This window comes from Pseudomonas sp. GW821-FHT07G06 (assembly GCF_058986625.1).
Window position 1 is genome coordinate 99,122 of the sequence record NZ_JBYSVW010000001.1, and the last position, 24,020, is coordinate 123,141.

A 24,020-nucleotide genomic window follows, 5' to 3' on the forward strand; every position below is an offset into this window, starting at 1 on the left:
GTGTAGGAGCAATTGATTTGGCGGGATGAACACCCTCCCAAAAACACCACAAAACCAATGTGGGAGCGAGCCTGCTCGCGAAGGCGGACTGACCGTCACTGCAACAGTGTCTGGTCTACCGTCATCGCGAGCAGGCTCGCTCCCACAGGGGGGATGTGTGATGCCGAAGTTATTTGCTGTTGGTCAGCGTGCTGTAGCTGGTCATCAGGTTGCGGTAGTCCGGAATATGGTTGGAGAACAGCGTGCCCAACCCTTCGACATCGTTGCGCCAGTCGCGGTGCAGTTCACAAGCCAGGCCGAACCAGGTCATCAATTGCGCGCCCTGGGCGGTCATGCGGCTCCATGCCGATTCGCGGGTCAATTCGTTGAAGGTGCCGGACGCGTCAGTGACCACGAACACATCAAAGCCTTCGGCCAGCGCCGACAGTGCCGGAAACGCCACGCAGACTTCGGTCACTACGCCGGCGATGATCAGTTGCTTCTTGCCGGTGGCCTTGATCGCCTTGACGAAGTCTTCGTTGTCCCAGGCGTTGATCTGGCCAGGGCGAGCGATGTACGGCGCGTCGGGGAACTGCGCCTTGAGTTCGGGCACCAGCGGGCCGTTGGGGCCGGTTTCGAAACTGGTGGTAAGGATGGTCGGCAGCTTGAAGTACTTGGCCAGGTCGGCCAGGGCCAGCACATTGTTCTTGAAGCGATCAGGATCGATGTCGCGGACCAGTGACAACAGGCCGGTCTGATGATCCACCAGCAGAACGGCGGCGTTGTCCTTGTCCAGACGCTTGTAGGAAGTAGTCATTGCAGTAATCCTCGCAGGTTATCGATGCCGATTCGGTTAGCGCTGGGAATCCAGCACCTCGTGTTCGTTCGCCACTTGCTGGGCCTTGAGGTAGCTCTCGATCAGCAGTTGATAATGCGGCATGGCCTGGGCGTAGACAGCGGCCCACTGTTCGGCATCGGGGCGGTTCCACGAGCCTTGCAGCTCGGAGAGCGTCGCCATGATGTCGATCGGCACCACCCCGGCCTGGGCCAGGCGGGCAACGGTCAGGTCGGTGGCCAGTTTCGAGTGGTTGCCGGAGGCGTCGACCACCGCAAACACCTTGTAGCCTTCATGCACGGCGGCGATGGACGGGAACGCCAGGCACACGCTGGTCAGGGTGCCGGCGATCACCAGGGTTTTCTTGCCGGTGGCTTTGACCGCCGCGTGAAACTCCGGGTTGTCCCAGGCATTGATTTCGCCTTTGCGCGCCACGTACTGCGCATGGGGGGCGGCCTCGTGGATTTCCGGGATCAACGGCCCGTTCGGTCCTTGCGGAACCGAGGCAGTGGTAATCACCGGCATCTTCAGCAAGGTTGCAGCCTTGGCCAGGGCAATGGCGTTGGCGCGCAGTTGCGGCACGTCCATGTCCTTGACGATCTGGAACAGTCCGCTCTGGTGATCGATCAACAGCATCGCGCTGTCATTGGGATCGATGGTCGGTTTCTGGCCGTTGAAGTTGGCCGCGTAGACAGTACTCATGTGCGTTTCCTCTTTCTTTTGGGCAACAGCCATCCCTGGCCTGAAAACCGGCCTACTCATCCTGTGTAGAGTCGGGTGTTAAAGCGCTGCGAATTAAGCGTGCATCCGGCCAAAGCGTCCGGACTGGAAGTCGGCGAAGGCCTGGTGGATTTCTTGCTCGGTGTTCATCACGAACGGCCCGTGACCGACGATCGGCTCGTCGATCGGCTCGCCGCTGAGCAACAGCACCACCGAGTCTTCGCTGGCTTCGAGGGTCAACTGATCGCCCTTGCGATCGAACAGGGCCAGTTGCCCCTGGCGCACCGGTTCCAGGCCATTGACCTGAACCGTGCCACGCAAGACCACCAGTGCGGTGTTGCGCCCTTCATGCAGGTCCAGGGTGAGCGACTTGCCGGCATTCAAACGAATGTCCCACAGGTCGACCGGGGTAAAGGTGCGTGCCGGGCCCTTGTGGCCGTCGAATTCACCGGCGATCAGGCGCAGGCTGCCGGCGTTGTCCTTCAAGGCGATGCTCGGGATGTCAGCATCGAGAATCGTCTGGTAGCCGGGGTCGGCCATTTTGTCCCTGGCCGGCAGGTTGACCCACAGTTGCACCATCTCCAGGGTGCCGCCGCTTTTGGCGAAACCGTCTGAGTGAAACTCTTCGTGCAGGATCCCCGAGGCCGCGGTCATCCATTGCACATCGCCGGGGCCGATCTTGCCGCCGCTGCCGGTGGAATCCCGGTGCTCCAGTTCGCCCTTGTAAACGATAGTCACGGTTTCAAAGCCACGATGAGGATGCTGACCAACGCCACGTCGTTCGGTGGTCGGGGTGAATTCAGCGGGGCCGGCGTGATCGAGCAACAGGAACGGACTGATGTGTTTGCCCAGGTTGTCGTAGGAAAACAGCGTGCGAACCGGAAAACCGTCGCCAACCCAATGGGTCCGTGGACTGGTGTAGATACCGATGATGTTTTTCATGGTGTCTCCTGATGAGGGGGGTGAAGCCATGGACAAAGCTTAAAACCGTGACCTTTGCTGCGCTAGACTGCAAAAATCAGCTTTAGCGTTCTATTTGGAGAACGATGGTGGAAGACCTCAACACCCTCTACTACTTCACCCAGGTGGTGGAGCATCACGGTTTCGCTGCGGCCGGCCGGGCACTGGACATGCCCAAGTCGAAGCTCAGCCGACGCATTGCCGAGCTTGAAGAACGCCTCGGCGTGCGCCTGCTGCACCGCACCAGCCGGCATTGCTCATTGACGGAAATCGGCCAGGCCTATTACCAGCGCTGCCTGGCCATGCGGGTGGAGGCGGAAAGCGCTGCCGAACTGATCGAGCGCAACCGCTCCGAGCCTCAGGGCATGGTGCGTATCAGTTGCCCGACGGCGCTGCTCAACACCTGGGTCGGGCCGATGCTGACCCGCTACATGCTCAAGTACCCGTTGGTGGAAGTGTTCATCGAGAGCACCAACCGCCGGGTCGACCTGATTCACGAAGGCTTCGACATTGCCCTGCGGGTACGCTTTCCACCCCTGGAAAACACCGACATGGTGATGAAGGTGCTGGGCAACAGCACCCAGAGCGTGGTCGGCAGCCCGGCCTTTTTATCGCGCCTGTCGACACCGGCCTCCCCGGCCGACCTCAGCGGCCTGCCGAGCCTGCACTGGGGCGCGGCGCAGCGCGAATATCAGTGGGAACTGTTCGGCGCCGATGGCAGCACGGCGATGATCCGGCATGCCCCGCGCATGGTCACCGATGACTTGTTGGCCTTGCGCCATGCGGCGGTCGCCGGGATCGGCATCGTGCACCTGCCCAGCGTGGTGGTGCGCGATGAAATCGCTGCCGGGCAACTGGTGGAACTGGTGCCGGGCTGGGCACCGAAGAGCGGTGTGATCCATGCGATCTTCCCCTCGCGTCGGGGGTTGCTGCCGTCGGTGCGCACGTTGATCGATTTTCTCGGGGAGGAATTCAGCCGCAGTGATATTGCTTGAGGCAGGCGACACATGGGACTGGCGTAGTTTTTATTTCAGACATAATATTATCTTAAATTACAACCATAATATCGCTACCGCCCGAGGACCTATTCATGCAAAGCCCCAACCGCGACGCCACCCTCGCCCAATGGATCGCCCAGGAACAGGCCATGCGCGCCCGCCTCGCCGGACCCGGCAGTCTGTCCATGGCCGAGGTCAGCGCGTTGTCCCCCGCCGAGTTTTTCGAAGGCATCGGCAACGGCGAATTGCCCTCCCCGCCGATTGGCACGCTGATGGATTTCATCCCCATCGAATGGTCGGCCGGGCTGTTCATCTTCCAGGGCACGCCGGATGCCCGGCACTACAACCCGCTGGGCACGGTCCACGGCGGTTATGCCGCGACCTTGCTGGATTCATGCATGGGTTGCGCAGTCCATACGCAACTGAAAAAAGGCCAGGGTTACACCACGCTGGATCTGCGCATCAGCTACGTCCGCGCGCTGAACAATGCCAGTGGACCGGTGCGTGCCGAGGGCAAGATTGTGCACTTGGGGCGTTCGACGGCGCTGGCTGAGGGGCGGATTTATGATGTGGATGGGCGGTTGTATGCGACGGGGACCACCACTTGCATGATTCTTGAGCCTCGGGGGTGAGTCTTTAGACCGAGTGATGGCTATCGCGAGCAGGCTCGCTCCCACAGGGGATTTGTAGTGCATATAGATCCAATGTGGGAGCGAGCCTGCTCGCGATGAGGCCGGGACAAACACCATCATTGCCGCAACCTGCCGATGATTCTTGATTTGCGGTAAACATTGCTTTGCCAATCCAGCGGTTTTTCTCACGGATGCAGGCGCGGATACTGCCGCCCATTCCCACTGCAACCTCTGGAGTCATCAATGTCCATTCCCGCCTTCGGTCTGGGTACGTTTCGCTTGCAAGGCCAGGTGGTCATCGATTCGGTGAGCACCTCCCTGGCGCTCGGTTACCGGGTGATCGATACCGCACAAATCTACGAGAACGAAGCCGAGGTCGGCGAGGCTGTCGCCGCCAGCGGCATCGCCCGGGAGGACCTGTTCATCACCAGCAAGATCTGGGTCGCCAACCTGTCCGGTGATCGACTGATCGACAGCCTGAAGGAAAGCCTGGACAAACTGCAGACCGATTACCTGGACCTGACCCTGATCCACTGGCCGTCGCCGGACGATCAAGTGCCTGTCGCAGCGTTCATGGGCGCCCTGCTTGAAGCCAAACGCATGGGCCTGACCCGGCAGATCGGCGTGTCCAACTTCACTCTCGACCTGATGAAACAGGCGATTGCAGCCATCGGCGCCGAGCACATCGCCACGAACCAGATCGAACTGCACCCGTACCTGCAAAACCGCAAGGTCGTCGCGTTCGCGCAGAGCCAGGGCATTGGCATCACCTCCTACATGACCCTGGCTTACGGTGAAGTCCTCAAGGACCCGCTCATCCAGCAGATCGCCGAACGCCTGCAAGCGACGCCGGCTCAGGTCACCCTGGCGTGGGCCATGCAATCGGGTTACTCGGTGATCCCGTCGTCCACTCGCCGGGCCAATCTCGAAAGCAACCTGAAGGCTCGCGGGTTGACCCTGAGCGAGGCCGACATGGCCTTGATCGCAACACTGGATCGCGGCCACCGGTTGACCAGTCCAAAAGGCATCGCCCCGAACTGGGATTGAGCCTCAGTCCTGCTCGAGACGCTGGTCCAGGCGGGCCATGGCTTGTTGCAACTGGTCGACGGCGGCGTCGATCAGTGCCGCGCGGCCGTCATTGCACGCCCGCTCCAGTTGTTCGCAACACTCAACCAGGCCAAGCGCTCGCACCATCAGCGCCCCGCCCTTGATCCGGTGTGCCAGCGTCTGCAAACCCGGGCGATTGCCGCTGGTGTGCAAGGCCAGCAAATGCACGCGGTCCTCGCGGTTGGTCAGCGCCAGATCGTGCAGCAGTTGATCGATCAGCTCAGGATCCGAATCCGCATAACGCTCCAGCCCGCTCAAGTCGAACCCGGCCAAGCCTGGATCGTCATTTGCCGCCGGGGATGCGCTGGAAAACCGCTGGGCCAGCCACGCCTGCAAATCCACCAGGCGAATGGGTTTGAACAGGCAATCGTCCATACCCGCCGCCTGACACCGGGCTTTTTCCTCGGCCTGCGCATTGGCGGTAAAGCCCAGGATCAGCGTCGGCGACAGCCCCTGCTCCCGCTCTTGCTCACGTATCGCGCCCGCCAATTCGTAACCGCTGAGCACCGGCATGCTGCAGTCGGTAATGACCAGTTCGAAACTCTGTTCGAAACTCTGTCCGCGCCACTGTTCAAGCCCCTGCGCCCCATCCTCCGCCAGCACCACTCTGTGGCCCAGATAGCTCAGCTGCCGCGAGAGCAGCAGGCGATTGGCCGGGTAATCGTCGACCACCAGGATCGACAATGCCCGGGTCGTGAGCTGCGCCGAGTCCTGGGGCATCTCCCCCGCGGGCAACGCTTGCAGGGCGGGCAGCACCAGGCTGATGTCCACCCGCGTGCCGCGCCCGGGCTCACTGTCGAGATGCAACTGCCCGCCCATCATTTCGCACAGGGTACGACTGATCACCAGGCCCAGGCCGGACCCTTGCCGGGCAGTCTGCTGATTGTTATCGGCCTGCACGAACGGACTGAACAGGCGTTGCTGGTCGATAGCGCTGATGCCGATGCCGCTGTCCTCGATCCGTACGCTGACGGCGAGATGCGCCGGAGCTTGCGGCCGCGCTCGCAGTGTCAGGCTCACCTGGCCTTCACGGGTGAACTTGATGGCGTTGCTCAGCAGATTGGACAGCACTTGTTTGAAGCGCACGGGATCGAGCATCACATCGCGGTCACTGTGTTCGGCGAGCTCGACCCGCCATTGCAGATTCTTCTGGATCGCCAGCCCTTCGAAAACCCGGCAGACCGACGTCACCAGCGTGTGTAGATTGACCCGCTCCGGCGCCAACGACAAATGCCCCGATTCGATCCGGGCGACGTCCAGAATGTCGCCGATCAAATCCAGCAACTGCTGCCCGGCGTTGGACGCCACCTCGATGGCGGCACGGTCGGTCACCCCTTCATCGGCCCGCTTCAGCGCCAGTTCGAGCATGCCGATCAAGGCGTTCATCGGCGTGCGGATCTCATGGCTCATGGTGGCCAGGAACGTGGTCTTGGCCCGGTTGGCGTCGTCCGCCGCGTCCTTGGCATCCTGCAATTGCCCGAGCAATTGCTGGCGCTGACGAATCTGCCGCCGCTGCCAGACGATCCCGGCCAACGCGAGCAACAGCAAGACACCCGCCAGCGCAAACGCCTGCACGATCGCCTGTCGGTGTCGCAGCCAGTAACTCTGCTCGACCATCGAGTCGTAGCGCCAGGGCTGGGTCAGCTCGTCGATTTCTTCGGGCGGGATGCTCAGCAGCGCCTTGTCCAGGATCGAATGCAGCTCGCTAGCCTCGCGACTGGTCGCCAGGGTGCTTCGGGCGGGGTCGGTGCCCACAGTGCTGGTCACTTGCAGGCGATCGCGATACTGCCGGGAAATCAGGTAACGGGCGCTGATCAACGAGTTGATGCCGCCGTGAGCCTTGCCCTGGGCGACCATTTCCATGGCGTCCGTCGACAGTGGCGCGTCCACCAGCTGGATCAGCGGGTGATGCTTGCGAAGGTACTCACCGGCAATGTTGCCCTGGGTCAACGCCAGCGTCCTACCCGCCATGTCATCCAGCGTCCTGGGACTGTCCGCGGCTACGCGAGTCACCAGTACCGAAGGGCTGCTCAGAAACGCCCGGGTGAACTGCAGTTCATCTTCACGCTGGGAACTGAGGCCGATACCGGCCAGCACATCGATCTGCCCATTCCTGATGCCGGTCATCATCTCGGCCACCGACTTCATGCCGCGGATGTCAAATTGCAGCCCGGTGCGCACACTGATTTTCGCCAGCACATCGACGCCGATGCCGCGAAACTTGCCTTCGCTGTCGATAAATGAAATCGGCGGGATATTTTCGTTGATCGCGACCCTCACGCGCGGATGGCGCTCGAGCCAGTGCTGTTCGGCCACACTCAATTGCAATGACTGGGTGCCGGGGATAGACACCCCGTTTGCCCCCCAACGACGCAGGATGTTCATTTGCTCATTGGTGGTGATGGCCGCCAGGGCCTTGTTGACGATGTGCAACAGCGAATCGTTGTCGCGGGCCATCGCAAAGGCAAAACGCCCGGACTCCATGGGCGAGAAGTCGGTCAGTTGCACGTTGTTCAGGTAGTTCTTGCTGATCAGATAGTGGGCATTGATCGCATCGCCCAGGTAGACATCGGCCTGGCCGAAAGCCACGGCCCCCATCGCCGCCAGTGTCGAGGGAAACAGCTGGACCTGCGCCCTGGAGTAGAACTGTTGCACGCTGTATTCGGGCAAGTAGTGATACAGCATCACCAACCGCTTGCCGGCCAGCGTCGGGTCGAGCACCGGAGGGAAATCGGTACGCGTGACCAGCACCGGCTGATCGACCGCATACGCACTGGACATCTGTAACTGCGGATCTTCGGCTTCAAATCGATTGGCCGTTCCCAGCAGGTCCGCCCGCCCTTCCTTGATGGCCTGCACCGCGTCGGCTCGCGACGGATAACAGTGCACCTCTACGACGACGTTCAACAACTGTTCGAGCAACCCGGCGTAATCGGCTGTCAGGCCTTCGAACACCTTGCCCGCCGTATTGAATTCGAAGGGGGGATAGTCCGGTGCCGAGACAGCCAGCACCAATCGGCCCTTTTGCTGCAGCCAGCGCAACTCGGTGTCCGACAACCCGGCACTCAGGCCTTCGGCACTCGAGCGTCCCAACAAGGTCAACGACTGTTGCGCACCGACACTCGGTGCCCAAAGCAGAAGGCCCGTCAGCACCCAACCCGCCAGCCGTCGGAGAAGGTTCATTCAGATCAGATGATTGCGCAGGGCGAAATCCCTCAGGTGCACCGACGAGCTCATGTTGAGCTTGAGGGTGAGTCGGGTCTTGTAGGTACTGACGGTCTTGTAGCTCAGGTGCATGAGCTCGGCGATTTCCAGGTTTTTCGAACCCCGGGCCAGGTACTGCAGAATGGTCAGTTCACGATTGGAGAGCTTGTCGATCAGCTGCTTTTCACTGCGTTGCAACTCCCCCATCGCCACGGAACTCGAAGGGATCTGGGCGAAATAGGTGTAGCCGGCCATCACCGAATTCACCGCCGCCTTCAGGTCATCCAGGTCCTTGCTCTTGGATACATAGGCCACAGCCCCGGCACGCATGCAGCGGTCCTGATAAAACTGCGCCTCCAGCGAGGTGAACACCACCACACGACATCGGGTGTTTTCGGCCTTGATGCGATCCATCACCTCAAGCCCCGCCACACCGGGAAGACCCAGATCAAGCAGCACGACATCCGGTTGATGCTCCCGGATCAACGACAGGACCTCATCGCCACGGGAGGCCTCGTAAATCTGCTTGAATCCTTCGCCCTTGAGTACGAGTTTGATCATGGAGCGAACCACCGGATGATCTTCCACAATCAGTGCTGACTTCATGACAACTCCCGTGCAAAACAACACGATCGGGCAAAAAAATGCCCTCCAGGCACCGCAGCAGCTGGGCACAACGCTGCGCATAGACTTTTGCATGGAAGGCTGGAAAGAACTACCTGACAGAAATGACAGTTCCGACGAACGGTAACCCACAATCAATGGCGCTCATCAACTGCGTAATCGACGCCAGGTCAGGCAGAGCGGCCTGGCTGACCTGGACCTTGCCCGCGACAGGCGGCACCCGCGCCTGCTGTTCATTGAAGATAAACCCGTGATGAACCTGCGGGTTGTCGGCCAGGAAACTGAGCAGGTCCAGCCCTTCGCTGGCCATCGCCCCATTGACGAGCACCAGATCCAGAGGCTCGCCAGCGTACTCCACCAGGGGAAGGAGCTCGTCGAGGCTGTGCACCGGTGCCACCCGAAAGTAGCCGAGCTGGTTGAACAGCCGCTCGATCCGCAGGCAGTTGAAGTGCTGCGCATCGGCGATCAGGATGCGCAAGGATTTATCCGGCAAGGTGACCTCCAAAAGGATGTCGGTTTCAAGAGGTCGCAAAGCCTACGGAACACCGCCCTAGGTTTATGTAGGAATATTCCTAAAGAATTGCCGGTTAGTCTGACGCTTGCCGGGGAAACCTTGGTCTTCACTCCGTAGTACTCGGACTCCAGAACGCCTGCACCACCAGGGTCGAGGTCGAAATCCGTGCCACCAGCGCATCCAGCTCATCACCATCGACCGAGGTGGTCGCCAGGGTGGCTTCGATTTCAATTTCATCCGTGCCGAAAGCGTGCACATCGACATCGCTGGCCGGGTAGTTGCTGCGTTCCAGCTCGGCTTCGAGCAAGGCCAGCACGGTTTTTTGCTGCGTACGCCGGGCGATGACATAGACGATGTTGGTGACTTCCGCCGAAATCACATCCAGCGGCTGACGGTTGATGTTGTTGACGATCGGCCGCAGCAAGGTGTTGGCCGCGAGCACGAACAGCGTGCCGAGCAAAGCCTCGGCCAGCAGGTCGGCACCGGCGCAGGCACCGACCGCCGCCGAGGTCCAGAGGGTGGCGGCCGTATTGAGGCCGCGCACATTGCCCTCCTCGCGCATGATCACCCCGGCACCGAGAAAACCGATACCGGAAACCACGTAGGCTACGACCCGCACGGCGCCTTCGGCACCGGCGAGCCGGTTGGCCATGTCGACGAAAATCGCCGCGCCCACCGCCACCAGCACGTTGGTGCGCAGGCCGGCGGTGCGCTGCCGGTACTGGCGCTCGAAACCGATCAGGCCACCGAGGATGAAGGCCGCGCTGAGACTGACCAGGGTGTCGAGCAGGGAGGTCAGGTTGAGGTTGCTGATGGCTTGCATGATGAAATCCTTGAAAAATACACGATCCACTGTGGGAGCGAGCTTGCTCGCGATGGTCTCAAGAGCGCCGCGTTTAGCCAGTAAACACGCGTTATCGTTAACGACCATCGCGAGCAGGCTCGCTCCTACATCTGGCAGCATTACTGCCAGCCAAACCGTCGGATGTAGAACCCCTTCACCGCCTGGGTCAGCGCCATGTACGCCAGCAGGATCACCGGCAGGAACACGAAGTACAGCGACGGCAGCGCCTGCAGCTTGAAGTAGTGCGCCAGCGGGCCCATCGGCAGGAAAATCCCCACGGCCATGATCAACCCGGTCATCACCAGCAACGGCATGGCCGCGCGGCTTTGCAGGAACGGGATCTTCGGCGTGCGGATCATGTGCACGATCAGTGTCTGGGTCAGCAGCCCGACCACGAACCAGCCGGACTGGAACAGGGTCTGGTGATCCGGGGTGTTGGCATCGAACACGTACCACATCAAGGCGAACGTGGTGATGTCGAAGATCGAGCTGATCGGCCCGAAAAACAGCATGAAGCGCCCGACATCCGCCGGCTGCCAGCGCTGCGGTTGCTTGAGCATCTCGTCGTCGACGTTATCGAACGGAATGGCGATCTGCGAAATGTCGTAGAGCAGGTTCTGCACCAGCAGGTGCATCGGCAGCATCGGCAGGAACGGGATGAACGCACTGGCCACCAGCACCGAGAACACGTTGCCGAAGTTCGAACTGGCGGTCATCTTGATGTACTTGAGCATGTTGGCGAAGGTCCGGCGCCCTTCCAGCACGCCCTCCTCCAGCACCATCAGGCTCTTTTCCAGCAGGATGATGTCGGCCGCCTCCTTCGCGATGTCCACGGCGCTGTCCACGGAAATACCGATGTCGGCCGTGCGCAGGGCCGGGGCGTCGTTGATGCCGTCGCCCATGAAACCGACCACATGGCCGTTACCCTTGAGCAGACGGACGATGCGTTCCTTGTGCGACGGCGTCAGTTTGGCGAAGACGTTGGTGGTCTCCACCGCCTTCGCCAGCTCGGCATCCGTCATGCGCTCGATGTCGTTGCCCATCAGTAGGCCCTGCTGCTCCAGGCCGACTTCGCGGCAGATCTTCGCCGTCACCAGCTCGTTGTCGCCGGTCAGCACTTTCACCGCCACGCCATGGGCCGCCAGCGCCTTGAGGGCCGGCGCGGTGCTTTCTTTCGGCGGATCGAGAAAGGCCACATAACCGATCAGCGTCAGGGCCTGTTCATCGGCCAGGCTGTAGGTGTCGCGGCCTTCGATCATCGGCCGCGCTGCAACCGCCACCACCCGCAGGCCCTCCGCGTTGAAGGTGGCCGTGACCTGACGGATGCGCGCCAGCAGTTCTTCGCTCAAGGCCTCATCGACTTCGCCGTGACGCACCCGCGAGCACACCGCCAACACTTCCTCCACCGCCCCCTTGCAGATCAGCAGGTGCGGTTGATCGCGCTCGGCGACCACCACCGACATGCGCCGGCGGGTGAAGTCGAACGGGATCTCATCAACCTTGCGAAACGCCGTGCCGACTTTCAGTTCACGGTGGATTTCGACGTGCTCGAGCACCGCCACATCCAGCAGGTTTTTCAGGCCGGTCTGGTAGTAGCTGTTGAGGTAGGCCATTTCCAGCACGTCATCGGAATCGTTGCCCCAGACGTCGACGTTGCGCGCCAGGAAGATCTTGTCCTGGGTCAGGGTGCCGGTCTTGTCGGTGCACAGCACGTCCATGGCGCCGAAGTTCTGGATCGCGTCGAGGCGTTTGACGATGACTTTCTTGCGCGACAGGAACACCGCGCCCTTGGCCAGGGTCGAGGTGACGATCATCGGCAGCATTTCCGGGGTCAGGCCCACGGCAATCGACAGCGCGAACAGCAGCGCTTCGGTCCAGTCGCCCTTGGTGAAACCGTTGATGAACAACACCAGCGGCGCCATCACGAACATGAAGCGGATCAACAGCCAGCTGACTTTGTTGACCCCGGTCTGGAACGAAGTCGGCGCGCGATCCGTCGCACCGACCCGCTGGGCCAGGGCACCGAAATAGGTGCTGTTGCCAGTAGTGAGGATCACCGCCATGGCCGTGCCGGACACCACGTTGGTGCCCATGAACAGGATGTTGTCCAGGTCCAGCGGGTTGAGCGTGTCGCGGTCCTGCTGGCGGGGAAATTTTTCCACCGGCATCGATTCACCGGTCATGGCCGCCTGGCTGACGAACAGGTCCTTGGCACTGAGCACCCGGCAATCGGCGGGAATCATGTCCCCGGCAGACAGCACGATCAGGTCGCCCGGCACCAGTTGTTTGATCGGCAACTCGATGCGCTGCGCGCGGCGCTCCTCAAGGTCCCGGCGCATCACGGTGGCCGTGTTGCTGACCATGGCCTTGAGGGCATCGGCGGCCTGGTTGGATTTGGTTTCCTGCCAGAAACGCAGCAAGGTCGAGAGCACCACCATGGAGAAAATCACGATGGCCGCTTTCATGTCTTCGGTCAGCCAGGAGATGACCGCCAGCAAGGTCAGCAGCAGGTTGAACGGATTCTTGTAGCAGTGCCACAGGTGCGTCCACCAGGGCAGCGGTTGTTCGTGCTCGACTTCATTGAGGCCGAACCGCTCGCGCAGGGCATCGGCTTCAGGTTCGCTCAAGCCATCGGTGTGAGAGCCGAGTGTGTCGAGCAACTGGCCGGTGTCGCTGCCGGCAGCGGTTACCAGGGTTTGCGCCAGGGTGGGCGGGACTTCACGGCTGACCGTGGTGTCGGTGAAGGTTTCCAGCAACGCCAGGCGACGGAAGTGCCGGGCGATGTGGCGGTTACGCAGGAAGCCTGCGAAGAATTCCTTGAGGGTAAGTTTCATGGCTGGTGCCCCTTTGGTCAGCCGGGAAACCGTCGAGCAGGCAGGTCCATGCCTTTGCCGCCGGAACAACCGGCAAGGCAAGGCCTGGCGCGCCGGTCACTAATGACAGGCGTGTCGATAGAGCGGCGGCCACGACAAAAAGTCGAAACCACGCACTGTTCAGTGTCGATGAGAGGGACGTCGGGACACAGCCAGGACTGGCCATGATCAGGATGCCGCTGCTCGCTTGTCGGCGAGACAACGGCACAGGAGACTGCGCGTTATCTTGCCGAGAAAATGCCGGTTACCGAGACCGGCCGACAACTGTCACTCGAACAAGTACCCACTGTGGGTCTCCGTAATGGATGAAAACGCGCGAAGCTTACGCCCCGATGTTTGGAGAGTAAACCCGTTACAAAGTCTTGCTGGGGGAAACGTGGGGTTCTTCAGGAAGGGTTCAGGAAAAGCAAAAGATCGCAGCCTGCGGCAGCTCCTACAGGGGCATGGCGTAGGCCTGTAGGAGCTGCCGAAGGCTGCGATCTTTTCAACAGTCAGCTGGCCGTGGCCAACAACAGATCCACCACCGACCGCCCATGCCCGCGATGCTTGCCATGCTCATACAGCGACCCGGCAATCTCATCGGCACGGATCGGCAGGATCGACAGCAGGGTGTCGCTCAACCCGTGGCTGGCCTGGCAGAAGCCCTGCATGTAGAGGCCGGCCTTGCAGCGCTCGTCGGTGATCAGTTTGTAATTGCGATCGACTTCGAAGTCACCCAGGTACGCTTCCAGCGGTGCCAGCAGTTTGCGGTGCATCTGCCGCTCGTAACCGGTGGCCAGGACCACGGCGTCGTAGTGACGCACCGTGACTTCACCGGTGGCGTTGTTGCGCAGCACCAGTTCGACGCCGTGCTCGTTGGCGGTGGCCCTTTCGATCGTGGTCAGGGTATGGAACGCATGGCGGGCGATGCCCGAGACCTTCTGCCGGTAGAAGATGCCGTAGATGCGCTCGATCAGATCGATGTCCACCACTGAATAGTTGGTGTTGTGGTACTCGTTGACCAGGCGCTCGCGCTCGCTGTCAGGCTGCTGGAACACCAGGTCGGTGAACTCCGGCGAGAACACTTCGTTGACGAAGGGGCTGTCGTCGGCCGGCTTGAGTGCCGAGCCGCGCAGGATCATGTCCACCTGCACCGACGGGAAGCTGTCGTTCAAATCGATGAAGGCCTCGGCGGCGCTCTGCCCGCCACCGATGATCGCAATGCTCATCGGTTGGTTGTTCACGCACGGCTGTTTGGCCATCTGCGCCAGGTACTGGGAATGGTGGAACACCCGGCCGTCATCCTTGAGCGCCTTGAACACTTCGGGAATACGCGGCGTACCACCGGCGCTGACCACCACCGAACGGGTGGTGCGTACCTGTTGGTGCCCGCTCGCATCGCGGGAAATCACCCGCAATGCCTCGACCTGATGGTTGTGCAGCACCGGCTCGATGGTCAGCACTTCTTCGCCGTAGCTGCTTTGCGCCGTGAACTGCCCGGCAACCCAGCGCAGGTAGTCGTTGTATTCCATGCGGCACGGATAGAAGGTGCCCAGGTTGATGAAGTCCACCAGGCGCCCGTGGGCCTTGAGATAATTGACGAACGAGTAAGGGCTGGTCGGGTTGCGCAGGGTCACCAGGTCCTTGAGGAAGGAAATCTGCAATTCGCTCTGGGTCACCAGGGTGTTGCCGTGCCAGCGGTAGTCGGCCTGCTTGTCGAGAAACAGCACATCCAGGTTGCCCTGGCTCGCCCCGCGCTCTTGCAGCGCGATGGCCAGTGCCAGGTTCGACGGGCCGAAACCGACGCCGATCAGGTCGTGAACGAGGGGCGATGCAATTGCCTGTGTCATTTCCAGTGTCCTCTGGATGTTCCCCGCAAAAGCGGGGGCATTGAACCTAAGTGACCTGACCGGCCTTGGGCAGGACAACAGGTCGTCTGTTGAGTAGGAACGAGGACAATGGAACTAAATTTAACGGGGCTTGATGAATCCCGGAGGATCAGTGACCTTCTCACTGACGCATCCGCGCACGGCAATGCTTCATGGCATTGACGATGTGCTTTTCCACCAGCGCACGAGAAATGCCCAGTTGCCCGGCGATTTCCAGATGGGACAGGCCATCGATCTTGCGCAGCAGAAAACTCTCGCGGCACAGCCGTGGCAGTTCCGCCAGGGCGCGCTGGAGCATGTCCAGGCGCTGGCCGTGATCGAGGACCTTGTGCGGTGAAGGTATGAAGCAGCTTTCTTCGCTGTCGAGTACGTCCAGCGGCTCGGTGCGACGCAAGGCGTTGCGCCGATGGTCATCGACGACCAGGTTGAGGGCGGTGCGATAAAGGAATGCCCGGGGCTGCTCGATCGGTGTATCGCTGGAACGCTCCAGGACCCGCAGGTAAGCGTCATGCACCACATCTTCGGCCACCTGACGGTTGCCCAGCCTGGCGTTCAGGAAACACACCAGCTCGCGATAGTAGTTTTCCAACATGACTCCTGTCCGCACGGGGGTGCGGTTACTGTCCTTGAGCCGTTTCGGCGACCGCTGGAACACGCAGTGGCACGATAGTGGCAGTTTGAGAAGTGTAATTTATAGTAATTCTCATATAGATTTAAAGTACTGCTTCACCTTGCGCGCTAAATAGTCACCTCCACTGTAGGAGCTGCCGCAGGCTGCGATCCTTTGATCTTCAGCGTGATCAGCCACCTCGAAGATCAAAAGATCGCAGCCTGCGGCAGCTCATACAGGTGTTACGTCGTGTGTCTGGGGCTAAATTCCCGGGGGCTTTCATCGTCCTAAGGACAGCTCCCCGTCTCTGCCCGGACGGGCCGATTTCCCAAGGCCGGAACCCTGCATGAAACGCCCCCGACAGACCCGACGCGCCCTGCTTGCAGCACTTTGTCTGATCCCCGTGGTGGCCGTCGCCGCCTGGCAGTTCATCCCGCCGGGCCGCGACCAGTTCACCACCGTCCAGGTCAGCCGCGCCGACATTGAAAGCAGCGTCACCGCCCTGGGCACCCTGCAACCGCGGCGCTATGTCGACGTCGGCGCCCAGGCCTCCGGGCAAATCCACAAGATCCACGTGGAAGTCGGCGACCGGGTCAAGGAAGGCCAGTTGCTGGTGGAAATCGCCCCGTCCACGCAACAGGCCAAACTCGATGCCGGACGCTTCTCCATCGAAAACCTCAAGGCGCAGCTGCAGGAACAGCGGGCGCAACACGAACTGGCCCGGCAGAAATACCAGCGCCAGCAGAACCTCGCCGCCGGCGGCGCCACCCGTGAAGAAGACGTGCAGACCGCCCACGCCGAACTGCGCGTGACCCAGGCGCGCATCGACATGTTCCAGGCGCAGATCCGCCAGGCCGAAGCCAGTCTGCGCAGCGATCAGGCCGAGTTGGGCTACACGCGGATTTATGCACCGATGGCCGGCACAGTGGTGGCGCTGGATGCCCGCGAGGGCCAGACCCTCAACGCCCAACAGCAGACACCGCTGATCCTGCGCATCGCCAGGCTGTCGCCGATGACCGTGTGGGCCGAGGTCTCGGAGGCCGACATCGGCCACGTCAAACCCGGCATGCACGCCTGGTTCACCACCCTGAGCGGCGGCACCCGGCGCTGGACCAGCACCGTACGGCAAATCCTCCCCGTGCCGCCCAAGCCCCTGGACCAGACCAGCCAGGGCGGCGGCAGCCCCGCCAGCACCAGCAAAAGCGGGAGTGCCCGCGTGGTGCTGTACACCGTGCTGCTGGACGTCGACAATGCCGACAACGCGCTGATGGCGGAAATGACCACCCAGGTGTTCTTCGTCGCCAACCAGGCGCAGAACGTCCTCACCGCGCCCATCGCCGCCCTGCAAGCCGGCACGCAGCCAGACCTGCAGACCGCACAAGTGGTCGCCAAAAACGGCAGCATCGAACAGCGCAACGTGCGCACCGGCATCAGTGACCGCCTGCGGGTGCAGATCCTCAACGGCCTGCAAGAAGGCGATCACCTGTTGATCGGCCCGGTCGACGGGAGTGGCGGCTGAATGCAGACGCCCCTGATCGACCTTTCGGACATCCGCAAAGCCTACGGCGGCGGCGACGCGCCTGAAGTTCACGTCTTGCGCGGCATCGACCTGTCGATCCATGCCGGGGAGTTCGTGGCGATTGTCGGCGCCTCCGGTTCCGGCAAGTCGACGCTGATGAACATCCTCGGCTGCCTCGACCGTCCGACCTCGGGCGAATACCGTTTCGCCGGGGAAAACGTCGCCGCCCTCGACAGCGACGAACTGGCCTGGCTGCGGCGCGAAGCCTTCGGTTTCGTGTTCCAGGGCTACCACCTGATTCCATCCGGCTCGGCCCAGGAAAACGTCGAGATGCCGGCGATCTATGCAGGCTTACCGGCCGCCGAACGCCACGCCCGCGCCGCCGCCCTGCTCGACCGCCTCGGCCTGGCTTCGCGCACCGGCAACCGCCCCCATCAGCTCTCCGGCGGCCAGCAGCAACGGGTGTCGATCGCCCGCGCGCTGATGAACGGCGGCCACATCATCCTCGCCGACGAACCCACCGGTGCCCTCGACAGCCACAGCGGTGCCGAGGTCATGAGCCTGCTCGACGAACTGGCGAGCCAGGGCCACGTGGTGATCCTCATCACCCACGACCGCGAAGTGGCGGCCCGGGCCAAACGCATCATCGAGATCCGCGACGGCCTGATCATCAGTGACAGCGCCGGTGAAAACCCTACCGCGCAAAACTCGGCCAACCCCGGTGCGCTACAAGCCGTCGACCTGCGCAAGCGTCTCAGTGAGGGCGCTGAAGCCACCGGCGCCTGGAAAGGCGAATTGGTCGATGCCGTGCACGCGGCGTGGCGAGTGATGTGGATCAACAAGTTCCGCACCGCGCTGACCCTGCTCGGGATCATCATCGGCGTCGCCTCGGTGGTGGTCATGCTGGCCGTGGGTGAAGGCAGCAAGCGCCAGGTGATGGCGCAGATGGGCGCGTTCGGTTCCAACATCATTTACCTCAGCGGCTCGGCGCCCAATCCGCGTACGCCGATGGGCATCATCACCCTCGACGAGGTCGCAGCGATTGCCAGCCTGCCCCAGGTCACGCGGATCATGCCGGTCAACGGCCAGGAGGCCGGGGTGCGCTTCGGCAACCTTGACCACATGAGCTATGTCGGTGGCAACGACACCAACTTCCCGGCGATCTTCAACTGGCCGGTGGTCGAAGGCAGCTACTTCACCCACGCCGATGAACAGAACGCCGCGGCGGTCGCGGTGATCGGGCACAAGGTGCGGACCAAGTTGCTCAAGGACGTGGCCAACCCGATCGGCCAGTACATCCTGATCGAAAACGTGCCCTTCCAGGTGGTCGGCGTGCTCGCGGAAAAAGGCGCCAGCTCCGGCGACTCCGACAGCGACGACCGCATTGCCATCCCCTACTCCGCCGCCAGTGTGCGGCTGTTCGGCACGCACAATCCCGAGTACATCGCCATCGCCGCCGCCGACGCGCGCAAGGTCAAGGACACCGAAAAAGCCATCGAGCAATTGATGCTGCGCCTGCACGACGGCAAGCACGACTTCGAACTGACTAACAACGCCGCAATGATCCAGGCCGAGGCACGCACGCAAAACACCCTGTCGCTGATGCTCGGTTCGATCGCCGCCATTTCGCTGCTGGTGGGCGGGATCGGCGTGATGAACATCATGCTCATGACCGTGCGCGAACGTACCCGCGAGATCGGCATCCGCATGGCCACCGGTGCACGCCAGCGCGACATCCTGCGCCAGTTCCTCACCGAAGCGGTGATGCTCTCGGTGGTGGGCGGCCTCACCGGGATCGCCCTGGCGCTGATCGTCGGTGGCGTGCTGATTTTCAGCGAAGTGGCTGTCGCGTTCTCCCTGATAGCGGTGCTGGGCGCCTTCGGCTGCGCCTTGGTCACCGGTGTTGTTTTCGGCTTTATGCCGGCCCGCAAAGCTGCCCGACTCGACCCGGTCACGGCCCTTACCAGTGAATGATCGATTGATGAAGCCGCCACTCAGTGTGTTAACCCTGTGCCTGTTGCTCAGTGCCTGCGGCACCCCGGCCCAGCGCCCCGACAGCGGCATCCAGCCGCCGGCCGCCTGGCAATCGCCACATACCGCAGGCGCGGTCCATGACAACCGGCAATGGTGGAACCGCTTCGGCAGTCCGCAGCTGGGTCGCCTGATCGAGCAGGCGCGGCTCGGCAGTCACGATTTGGCGGCCGCCATCGCCAGAGTGCGCCAGGCCCAGGCCGACACGGTCATCGCCGGCGGCTCGCAACTGCCGGAGGTCAAGGCCGCGGCCAATGCCAATCGCCAGAAGCTGATGCGGGGCAACGGCTACAGTCAGCTCGATGCCGACAGCGATAACGACGCCGTCGACTACTTCAATGCGAACCTGGTGGCCAGCTACGAAATCGATTTCTGGGGCGGCCAGCGCGCCAGCCGCGACAGTGCGCAATTCAGTCTGAACGCCAGCAAGTTCGATCAGGCCACCGTGGAATTGACCTTGCTCAGCGGCGTGGCCAACAGTTACGCGCAAGCCTTGTCGTTGCAGGAGCAGAGCCGCATCGCCGAGTTGAACCTGGCCAACGCGCAACGCGTGCTGAAACTGGTACAGACCCGCTTCGATTCGGGCTCGGCCACGGCCCTGGAACTGGCGCAGCAAAAAAGCCTGGTGGCGGCGCAGCAACGCCAGCTGCCGCTGGTGCGGCAACAGGCCGAAGAGGCGCGAATCAGTCTCGCCGCCCTGCTCGGCCGCCCGGTGCAGGCACTGTCGCTGGGGCAGGAACGCTTCGATCAACTGACCTGGCCGGCCATCGACGCCGGAGTACCCAGCCAGTTGCTCAGCCGCCGTCCGGACATTGCCCGGGCCGAGGCGCAACTGGCTGCCGCCCAGGCCGACGTCACCGTCGCCCGGGCCGCGATGCTGCCCACCGTGACCCTCACCGCCGAAATCGGCTCCGGTGCCGACCGGGCCGACGATATCCTGCGCAGTCCCTTCTACAACCTCACCGCCGGGCTGCTTGCGCCGGTGTTCAACAACGGCCGCCTCGGCGCCCAGCGCGACAAGGCCACGGCGCGCCAGCAAGAACTGCTGGAAACCTATCGCGGCGCGATCATCAATGGCTTCGCCGACGTCGAAAAAGCCCTCAACAGCATTCGCGGGCTGGATGAACAGCGCGGGTGGCAGAGTGAAGAACTGAGCCAGGCACAGACCGCGTTCAACATCGCGCAAAGCCGTTACCAGGCCGGGGCCGAGGATTTGCTGACGGTCCTGGAAACCCAACGCACGCTGTATGCGGCGCAGGATTTGAATGTACAACTGCGCTTGTCGCGGATGCAGGCGAGCATTGCGTTGTACAAGGCGTTGGGTGGGGGGTGGCAGGCTCTGTAATTTTTGTCGTCAGTGAGTACGCCTTCGCGAGCAGGCTCGCTCCCACAGTGGATCGCCAGTGAACACAAAATCTGTGTACGACCAAGATCAAGTGTGGGAGCGAGCCTGCTCGCGAAGAACGATAACGCGGTATCAAGCCTGGCTCTGTTTAGCCTTCAGATTGCGCGCATACCACGGCCGCTGTGGCACCTTGCGGAACAAATCCTTCAGCTTCTTTTCATCCTCGCCAAAGGTGATGCGCAACGCCAGTTTCATGGTTTCCGGGTCCATTTCCACTGACTTGCCCGCCTGCAACCCCGGCGTGGTGCTGCAGCCATGGGTGACCGGGCCGAGCCACGGGTCATTGATTTCGACCCAGCGCCCCGGCGCAAACCAGGGCACGCCATTGACCTGCAGCCGACTGACCTGCCCCGGGTGGAAGCGCTCATGGGCGCTGAACCAGTCCTCCAGACGATCGTCGATCCAGCCGTGGAAATGCCAGAACACCGGGTTCACATGGGAGGAAAACGGGTCGCCAAGGAAGTCGTTTTCCGCGGCGAACCAGCGCGCGGAAAAGTCCGCCGGATCCCGGGCGAACGGCACCGGCTGACCGTTGGACGGATCGCGCGGCACCGAAGCCCAACGCATGTGCAGCCAGTCGTGCAGGCCCAGCTCGACCTCCGAGCCGAACTGGCCGAGGGTCAGCGTCGACAGGTAACGCGGATCACGGTAGCGCGATTCCCAGACCTGGAAATTGCTGTGATACGTCTCGCCGGTCTTGATGTCACTGACCCATTGCATGTACTCGTCATCGTCCTCGGCCAGCCAGGTCGGCGGCAACGCGGTACCGTCGTGGTTGTCGAAGTATCGGGCGAAGCCGGGCCGGTCCCGCGCCAGTTCCGGTTGCGGCAACGGGAAGTGCGTCCAGGACGGCAAGTCCTGCATCGAACGCGCCGTGCCAAGCATGTGCCGGTGCATGAAGAAAAAGTCCACGCCCGAACCGTTGCGATCCTTGCGTACACCTCGGCCATCGCGCTCCCTGTCTCGCGGACCGGGTTGCCAGCCGAGCCCGCGCAGGGCGCCGCGCTGGTCTTCGGACAGCTTGTGCCACTTGTCCCGGGAGGCATGCCAGAGCTGGTGGAACAAACGGTGCTCCGGCGATACCAGCCAGGCCAGCAGGGCCGGATTGAGGCCGGTGCGTTCGCGCGCTTCAGGGAATACCCGCTTGACGGCAATGAAGCGATTGTCCTGGGCCGTCAGCATCAGCGGACGCTTGAGGTCCAGCACGCGCCCGCTGAGACTGCCGCTGCCGGCGTTACCGAAACCGGCCCAGACCTCATCCAGGGTCATGTCGAATTCGTACTCGCAACAGCCGCTGGCGCCCAGCAGTCGCCACCCGAGCTGCTTCGGGTTGGCCCCGGACAGATCGCCGAGCACCCGGTAACGGGGCTCCTCGGCGGAGCGCAAACGCTCGGCGGTGTCGAGGTAACCGAGCACGCCACGACCTTTGTGACCGATGTCGAGAAAGACCTCCAGCCCTTCCAGCGGCAAGCCTTCGATACCGGCGTCACGACCTTCGAACCGAATCTGCCAGACCCCGCGCAAGGCGTCCGCCAACCGCTGGCCGGCCACGTCCGCCACGTCAAACGAGGCTTCGCCCGGGGTGATCGTCGGGTCCGGTTTGGTCAGTTCGCGATGCCCGTAGTAGACCGCAGGCACGGCGGCACCGGTCAGCGCCAGACCCGCGAGGAACCATCGTCGAGAAATCGTCATTGCCCTACCTGTGTCAGCCATGGAGCAGGCTTTATCCAAGCTAGAACGTTTGTTGCCCTGACAAATTTAAAAGCTTCGCGAGCAGGCTCGCTCCCACAGGTAACCGCATTCCCATGTGGGAGCGAGCCTGCTCGCGAAGAGGCCGGCACAAACAACTAAATTCTCAGCCCAGCCACTCGTTCCCCCCAGATAGCAAAGGCCCCCGCGCCTGATCCCCGACGGCGAACCTGACTGAGACGGCAATGACAAAACCACGTTCGAAAAAGGCTCTTTTCATCGGCTTGCCGCTGGCCCTGGCGATCAGCGCGGGGGCAGGCTTCGGGGCTTGGGACTACTGGTTCAGGGACAATCCCGGCTACCCGGTGAAGGTGATGAAACAGGCCGATCAACTGCAGGAGCGTATCCTCTCGTTCGACAGCCACATCACCGTACCGATGGACTTCGGCACCGCCGGCAACGAAGTCGACAAGGACGGCGAAGGCCAGTTCGACCTGGTCAAGACCGGACGCGGGCGCCTGTCCGGGGCGGCGCTGACGATTTTCGGCTGGCCGGAAATCTGGAACGGCCCCAACGCGCCCCATCGCCCGACCGCCGGATTCGTCGACGAGGCGCGACACGAGCAGGAAACCCGCTACAGGATCATCAGCGCGATGGTGCGTGACTTCCCCAATCAAGTCGCCATCGCCTACACCCCCGACGACTTCCGTCGCCTGCACGGCGAAGGCAAGTTCGCGATCTTCATCAGCATGCTCAACGCCTACCCGCTGGGTAATGACCTCAACGCCCTGGACAAGTGGGCGGCGCGCGGCATGCGCATGTTCGGCTTCAGCTACGTGGGCAATAACGCCTGGGCCGACTCGTCGCGGCCACTGCCGTTTTTCAATGATTCGCGGGATGCGCTGGGCGGGCTGTCGGACATCGGCAAGCAAGCGGTGCATCGCCTCAACGACCTGGGCGTGATCATCGATGTGTCGCAGATGTCGACCAAGGCCCTGGAGCAGGTCGCGCACCTGAGCCGCACGCCGATGGTCGCCTCGCACTCGGCGCCGCGGGCCCTGGTGGACATCCCGCGCAACCTCAGCGATGCGGAAATGCAGTTGATCAAGAACAGCGGCGGCGTGGTGCAGATTGTCGGTTTCCCGACCTACATCCGCCCGCTGAGCCAGGCCACCCAGGACAAGCTCAACGCCCTGCGCGCGCGCTTCGACCTGCAACCGCTGCAAGGCCTGGAGATGGCGCTGATGCCGGGTGACCCGGTGATCACCGTCTGGCCCGAGCAGCGTTTCGGCGAATACGCCAGCCAGCTCTATTCGATCCTCGACGAAGAACCCAAGGCCAGCCTCAAGGATTACGGCGATGCGATCGATTACGCCGTGAAAAAAATCGGCATCGACCACGTCGGCATCAGTTCCGACTTCAACGATGGCGGCGGCCTCGACGGCTGGAAAGACGTCAGCGAAGCCCGCAACGTGACCGCCGAACTGATCAGCCGCGGCTACAGCGAGGCCGACATCGCCAAGCTCTGGGGCGGCAATTTCCTGCGGGTCTGGGACCAGGTGCAAAAGTCCTCCCGGCCCGTGGTCCAGAACTGATTTTTCCTTTTTG

At 62.2% G+C, this 24,020-nt stretch carries 18 protein-coding genes; 7 read left to right on the forward strand and 11 right to left on the reverse strand.

Going from position 1 to position 24,020, the window contains the following annotated elements; translation table 11 throughout:
- Nucleotides 1-169: 169 nt before the first annotated feature.
- The 3 genes from ycaC to AC3WJW_RS00440 form a co-directional block, all read right to left on the reverse strand.
- On the reverse strand, nucleotides 170-796 hold the full coding sequence (ycaC, locus tag AC3WJW_RS00430; protein ID WP_419709301.1) for an isochorismate family cysteine hydrolase YcaC: 627 nt from the start codon (nucleotides 794-796) through the stop codon (nucleotides 170-172).
- A gap of 36 nt (nucleotides 797-832) precedes the next feature.
- The gene (locus tag AC3WJW_RS00435; protein WP_493724755.1) at nucleotides 833-1,516 is read right to left on the reverse strand and encodes an isochorismatase family protein; all 684 of its coding nucleotides are present in this window, start codon (nucleotides 1,514-1,516) and stop codon (nucleotides 833-835) included.
- 93 nt (nucleotides 1,517-1,609) lie between these two features.
- On the reverse strand, nucleotides 1,610-2,476 hold the full coding sequence (locus AC3WJW_RS00440; RefSeq protein ID WP_493724756.1) for a pirin family protein: 867 nt from the start codon (nucleotides 2,474-2,476) through the stop codon (nucleotides 1,610-1,612).
- Nucleotides 2,477-2,580: 104 nt separating this feature from the next.
- On the opposite strand from AC3WJW_RS00440, the gene AC3WJW_RS00445 reads away from it, so the two are divergent.
- From AC3WJW_RS00445 to dkgB, 3 genes are all read left to right on the forward strand, one after another.
- Nucleotides 2,581-3,489 (forward strand): LysR family transcriptional regulator, encoded by a 909-nt coding sequence (locus AC3WJW_RS00445; protein WP_095968029.1) that lies wholly within the window; start codon nucleotides 2,581-2,583, stop codon nucleotides 3,487-3,489.
- Nucleotides 3,490-3,584: 95 nt separating this feature from the next.
- Nucleotides 3,585-4,124, forward strand: coding sequence for a PaaI family thioesterase (locus tag AC3WJW_RS00450; protein WP_102699257.1), 540 nt, complete (start codon nucleotides 3,585-3,587; stop codon nucleotides 4,122-4,124).
- 243 nt (nucleotides 4,125-4,367) lie between these two features.
- Entirely contained in the window at nucleotides 4,368-5,171 is an 804-nt protein-coding gene (gene dkgB, locus AC3WJW_RS00455; RefSeq protein ID WP_493724757.1) for a 2,5-didehydrogluconate reductase DkgB, read from the forward strand.
- Nucleotides 5,172-5,174: 3 nt separating this feature from the next.
- On the opposite strand, the gene AC3WJW_RS00460 is transcribed toward dkgB, so the two are convergent.
- The 7 genes from AC3WJW_RS00460 to AC3WJW_RS00490 form a co-directional block, all read right to left on the reverse strand.
- Complete coding sequence (locus AC3WJW_RS00460) at nucleotides 5,175-8,414, reverse strand: transporter substrate-binding domain-containing protein (RefSeq protein ID WP_493724758.1); 3,240 nt, start codon at nucleotides 8,412-8,414, stop codon at nucleotides 5,175-5,177.
- On the reverse strand, nucleotides 8,415-9,041 hold the full coding sequence (locus AC3WJW_RS00465; RefSeq protein WP_493724759.1) for a response regulator: 627 nt from the start codon (nucleotides 9,039-9,041) through the stop codon (nucleotides 8,415-8,417).
- Nucleotides 9,042-9,150: 109 nt separating this feature from the next.
- Nucleotides 9,151-9,552: an ANTAR domain-containing protein gene (locus tag AC3WJW_RS00470; RefSeq protein WP_493724760.1), complete on the reverse strand. Its 402-nt coding sequence runs from the start codon at nucleotides 9,550-9,552 to the stop codon at nucleotides 9,151-9,153.
- A 127-nt stretch (nucleotides 9,553-9,679) separates the two neighbouring features.
- Nucleotides 9,680-10,396, reverse strand: a complete 717-nt coding sequence (locus AC3WJW_RS00475; RefSeq protein WP_493724761.1) for an MgtC/SapB family protein — start codon at nucleotides 10,394-10,396, stop codon at nucleotides 9,680-9,682.
- A gap of 140 nt (nucleotides 10,397-10,536) precedes the next feature.
- Nucleotides 10,537-13,251 (reverse strand): magnesium-translocating P-type ATPase, encoded by a 2,715-nt coding sequence (gene mgtA / locus AC3WJW_RS00480; RefSeq protein WP_493724762.1) that lies wholly within the window; start codon nucleotides 13,249-13,251, stop codon nucleotides 10,537-10,539.
- A 530-nt stretch (nucleotides 13,252-13,781) separates the two neighbouring features.
- Entirely contained in the window at nucleotides 13,782-15,119 is a 1,338-nt protein-coding gene (locus AC3WJW_RS00485) for a lysine N(6)-hydroxylase/L-ornithine N(5)-oxygenase family protein (protein ID WP_493724763.1), read from the reverse strand.
- A 160-nt stretch (nucleotides 15,120-15,279) separates the two neighbouring features.
- On the reverse strand, nucleotides 15,280-15,750 hold the full coding sequence (locus tag AC3WJW_RS00490; protein ID WP_493724764.1) for a sigma-70 family RNA polymerase sigma factor: 471 nt from the start codon (nucleotides 15,748-15,750) through the stop codon (nucleotides 15,280-15,282).
- A gap of 364 nt (nucleotides 15,751-16,114) precedes the next feature.
- On the opposite strand from AC3WJW_RS00490, the gene AC3WJW_RS00495 reads away from it, so the two are divergent.
- From AC3WJW_RS00495 to AC3WJW_RS00505, 3 genes are read left to right on the forward strand one after another with little or no spacing between them, the layout of a single operon-like run.
- The gene (locus AC3WJW_RS00495; protein WP_493724765.1) at nucleotides 16,115-17,287 is read left to right on the forward strand and encodes an efflux RND transporter periplasmic adaptor subunit; all 1,173 of its coding nucleotides are present in this window, start codon (nucleotides 16,115-16,117) and stop codon (nucleotides 17,285-17,287) included.
- On the forward strand, nucleotides 17,288-19,261 hold the full coding sequence (locus tag AC3WJW_RS00500) for a MacB family efflux pump subunit (RefSeq protein WP_493724766.1): 1,974 nt from the start codon (nucleotides 17,288-17,290) through the stop codon (nucleotides 19,259-19,261).
- Nucleotides 19,262-19,268: 7 nt separating this feature from the next.
- A complete protein-coding gene (locus tag AC3WJW_RS00505; RefSeq protein WP_493724767.1) occupies nucleotides 19,269-20,663 on the forward strand; it encodes an efflux transporter outer membrane subunit in 1,395 nt (464 codons plus the stop codon).
- A 132-nt stretch (nucleotides 20,664-20,795) separates the two neighbouring features.
- Here AC3WJW_RS00505 and pvdP read toward each other — a convergent pair whose 3' ends face one another.
- Nucleotides 20,796-22,415: a pyoverdine maturation tyrosinase PvdP gene (gene pvdP / locus AC3WJW_RS00510; RefSeq protein ID WP_493724768.1), complete on the reverse strand. Its 1,620-nt coding sequence runs from the start codon at nucleotides 22,413-22,415 to the stop codon at nucleotides 20,796-20,798.
- A 242-nt stretch (nucleotides 22,416-22,657) separates the two neighbouring features.
- Between pvdP and pvdM the strand changes: the two genes are divergently transcribed.
- On the forward strand, nucleotides 22,658-24,007 hold the full coding sequence (gene pvdM / locus AC3WJW_RS00515) for a pyoverdine-tailoring dipeptidase-like protein PvdM (RefSeq protein WP_493724769.1): 1,350 nt from the start codon (nucleotides 22,658-22,660) through the stop codon (nucleotides 24,005-24,007).
- Nucleotides 24,008-24,020: the final 13 nt, after the last annotated feature.